Below are 4,731 nucleotides of genomic sequence, written 5' to 3' on the forward strand. Positions count from 1 at the left end.
ATCTCGGATGGTACTGGAGCGTTGACCCTGTTTACCACAGACACGACAGGCAACGGCGGCAACCTGTTCGCGGACTTCATCAAACCGTCCGGCGAGGTTGGTGTCGGCTTCCCGTTCAATCCCGGTGTCACCTCTCGGATTGAAAGCATTCCGGGGTCGGGTGAAATTGCGGACTTCCAATTCCAGGTCCGCCTTGATGGTCCTTCGGATACCATCGCGCTGCTGTCTTCGAATGGAAATGTGATTGCTTCGGGCAATATCTCGGACGCGATTGAGATGATTGATCCCGCCAACGGGCTGAACTTGTTTATTGGCAATGACCAGACCAACGAAACCGCTTATTTTGCAGAACTTTCCTATGAGATGAAGGTCGAGCGTCTGATCGACAGCGGCACGTTGGCGTTTACGGATGTAGATGTGTCTGATGTGCACAGCGTCAGCATCACGGATGTTTCGATCGTTGGTGATGCCAATGGGCTGACTGCTGCGCAGGCCGAAGCGCTTGTGTCCTTGGCGGTCAACAGCACCACCACTGCGGCCGCTGGAGCGGTCGATTGGGCCTTCAGTGCTGCGGATGCGGATTTTGCCTATCTCGCGGTGAACGAGACGCTTGTGCTGTCGTATGAGGTCACAGTTGAGGACGACAAAGGCGGCAGCGACAGCCAGACCCTGACTGTGCGGATCACTGGCGTGAACGAAGCCCCCGTGGGGGCCCCTGCTGCGGCCTTTGGCGATGAAGACACTGATATCACGGGTGTTTTGATCGCTACAGATGTGGATGGCGACGCGCTGACCTTCGAACTGAACAGCCGCCCGGCCAATGGTGCGGTGATCATCGAAGAGGATGGCAGCTATACCTACACGCCGAATGCTGACTTCAACGGGACGGACAGCTTTACCTATCTGGTATCCGACGGAAACGGCGGCGAAGACGTCAAAACCGCGACAATTACGGTTAATCCGATCAACGACGCGCCAGTGGTTGCAGCGGCCTTGGCGGCTGCGGCGGCCGAGGATGACGCAGCCTTCACCGTTGATCTGTTGGCTGGTGCCTCGGATGTGGACGTGGGCGAAACGGCCACGTTGAGCGTGCAGAACGTGAGCGGCCTGGTCGACGGGGTGACTCTGTCCGGCACTACACTGAGCGTTGATCCTGCGGATGCGAGCTTCCAGTCTTTGGCAGTTGGCGACGCGCGCGAGATCGAAGTGACCTATCAGGTCGTCGATGCGCAAGGTGCGACTGTTGACCAGTCCGCGAGCATCACCATCACCGGCACGAATGACGCGCCAGTTGTGCAGGCGCTGACCGGTGCGATTGACGAAAACGCAGCCACGCAAGCGTTCGACGCGCCTGTGAACGATAGCTTTATCGCCGGGAATGCGGGGCGTTTTTACGTATTTGATCTCGACACAGGCACAAGTGCCACTGTGGCGCGTGGTGGGGCGACTGTGACAACGGTGCAAGCCTTGAACACCCTTGCCAGCGCCGACAACGCGCTTGTTATCCAGGTTAATCCGAACAATGACGGCTGGGCGCTGAGTGTTGAACTTGTTGTGGATGGCGTCATCTCTGGCATCAGCCCCGATGACCTGATCGTGACGGATCTGGATGGTGGCGCAATTGATCGCTCTGGCGCGCTGTTCATCGGCTTTGCAGATAGCAATGAACTTGTGAACGCGGTGCGAATTGAGCTGAATAACGTAGCACTTTCCGATGGGCGCGTGCTGGATATTCAGGCTCAGGTGAACGACCTAGACTACGAAGTGAATGCCACGGATGATGTCCGTATCGACAATGTGCAGTTTACCGCGCAGGTCCGCGATACGGCGGATCAGGTGACGGTGACGGCAGCGTTTACCGATGTCGATGCGACGGACACGCACAGCTACAGCGTTGATACCACAGGGACGTTGGGTGCAGTCACGAATAACGGCGACGGCACTTTCACCTATGCGGCAAATGGTGCCTTTGAAAATCTTGCGGAAGGCCAGATAGCGACGGACACCTTCACCTACACGGTCACGGACAACAACGGCGGCGCAAACACCGAAACGGTGACAATCACGGTCACCGGCACGAACGACGCGCCTGTTGTGGCGGCGCCACTGACGGCTGCGGCGGCCGAGGATGATGCGGGCTTTACCGTTGATCTGCTTGATGGTGCGTCGGATGTGGACGCGGGCGAAACGGCGACGCTGAGCGTTCAGAACGTGAGCGCGTTGCCTGACGGGGTGACCTTGTCCGGTACTACGCTGAGTGTTGATCCCTCCGATGCCAGCTTCCAATCGCTGGCCGTGAGTGAGACGCGCGAGCTCGCGGTGAGCTATCAGGTCGTGGATGCGCAAGATGCGACCGTTGACCAGACGGCGACAATCACCATCACCGGCACGAACGACGCGCCTGTGGTTGCGGCAGCGCTGACGGCTGCGGCCGACGAGGATGACGCATCCTTCACCGTTGATCTGTTGGCCGGTGCGTCGGATGTGGACGCGGGCGAAACGGCCACGCTGAGCGTGCAGAACGTGAGCGCGTTGCCTGACGGGGTGACCTTGTCCGGCACTGCGCTAAGCGTTGATCCTGCAGATGCCAGCTTCCAGTCGCTGGCTGTGAATGAGACGCGCGAGATCGCGGTGACTTATCAGGTTGTCGATGCACAAGGTGCGACTGTTGACCAGTCCGCGACCATCACCATCACCGGCGCGAATGACGCGCCTGTCATCGACGTCGCTGGGTCTGATCTGGTTGAGCAGGTCGGCGCGGGCTATGCCGTGTCCGGCAGTTTTGACGCCGAGGATTTCTTGGACGCCTTTGACCCCGCACGGGGAACCGCCACGCTTCAGACCGTAAACGGGCTTGAGGCGATGCGGGTTCAGGTCAACGATGACAACGTTCGCAACCCGCACACATTTTTGGATATTGTTGACGCCGGAGCGCTTGATGCCGATGACCGGGTTAGCATCACGATTGACGGGCAGGTCACGCGCACCGGCTCGGATCAGGACATCTTCTTTGGGGTGACTGATGGTGTGGGGCAGGTGTCCTACTTTGGTGTCAACGGTCGTGCTGGACGCCTTTATAACGGAGAGCTTAAGACAAACGCCTTGCCGAGCGATACTTTGCAAGACGGTGCGGTTGAATTTAATCTGTTGGACCTGAGCGGACCGCAGTTGAACAGCTTCAGCCTTGAAGTGGTGCTGGATGGTCAGGACGACACGATTTCGGTGTTCACCAGTTCGGGGTCGTTGATCGGCACTTTCGACGGTTTCAACGCGGGCTCCCCGACGCCGGACCAGACCAATGCGATTGATCCGACGCGCGGGCTGGATCTGTTCCTTGCCAGCGACGGCGCGAACGAGACGAACTTCTTTGTCAGCCTCGACTATGAAATGCAGATCACGCGGCAGGGGACGATCGCGTTTACGGATGTCGATATCAGTGACGTGCATACGGTGCAGATTGATGAGGTGCGCTTTGTCGGCAATGCAAATGGGCTGACCGACGCCGAGGCCCGCGATCTGATGACGTTCAGCATCAACAGCACGGCAGCGCTGGCCGAAGGATCGGTCGATTGGGCCTTTACGATCAGCGATTTCGATGCGGTCTACCTTGCCGAGGGCGAGACATTTGCCGTTGAATACGATGTCACGGTTTTGGACGGCAATGACGGGTCGGATGATGAAACGGTGCAGATCACCTTTACCGGTGTGAACGATGCGCCAACCGCCCTGAACGACGTGAACGCAGGTGCGGCACTGGTCGAGCAAGGCTATGGCGTTGCGGGCAACGGGACCGCGACTGGCAACCTGCTGGACAACGATAGCGATCCGGATACGACCGACGTTCTGCGCGTCACAAATGTGGATGCAGGGACGGGCGAGGTCGGTTCCAATATGCCGGTAACGACACCGGCAGAGCAGATCGTTCTGGGTAAATTCGGCAGCCTGAACATCGCAGCGACGGGGGCGTGGACCTATACGCTTAACAATGCGGATGCGGACACCGAGGCGCTGGAAGACGGCGTAACGGGTACTGAAATCTTTGCCTACAACGTTTCTGACGGCAATGGCGGCACCGCCGAGGCAACCCTGACGCTTGAGATCGCAGGGTCGGACGACAATGCGGCCCCGGTCGCGGTGGATGATGCCATCACGCTGGACGAGGATACGTCGGCCACGCTGGACCTGCTGGGCAATGACACGGATGCCAACAATGTGTCGACGGTGACGCAGGTGCTGACCTTGGTGTCGATCAACGGGATTGCAGCAGTCGAAGGGGCGGTCATCGCGACCACCAACGGGTCGATCACCATCGGCGCGGGCGGCAGCGTGGACTACACCCCAGACGAAAACTTTAACGGCGCTGACAGCTTTGGCTATGTCATCACCGACGGGCTCGAGACTTCGGACGCCGGCACTGCGAACCTTACCATCGCTTCGGTGAATGACGTGCCCGTTATCACAGCAGGCGGCACGGCAGCCTATGTCGAAAACGCCACTGGCGTGGCTGTCGGCGCGGGGCTGACGCTGGCCGATCTGGATGACACCAGCCTTGAGGGCGCGACTGTCGCCATCACAGGCGGGTTCGACGCCACGCAGGACAGCCTGTCCTTTATCGACCAGAACGGCATCAGCGGCAGCTATGATGCGCTGACGGGTGTCCTGACGCTAAGCGGCACCGCGACGCTGGCGCAGTATCAAACGGCAATGACGGGCGTGACCTACGCCAACAGC

General features: G+C 59.2%; 1 protein-coding gene. It reads left to right on the top strand.

Going from position 1 to position 4,731, the window contains the following annotated elements:
• Positions 1-4,731, top strand: a 4,731-nt coding sequence (locus ABYT07_RS19010; protein WP_372993591.1) for a beta strand repeat-containing protein, incomplete at both ends; no start/stop codon positions are given.

This window comes from Sulfitobacter sp. (genome assembly GCF_041552635.1).
In the GTDB taxonomy this organism is placed as follows: domain Bacteria; phylum Pseudomonadota; class Alphaproteobacteria; order Rhodobacterales; family Rhodobacteraceae; genus Sulfitobacter.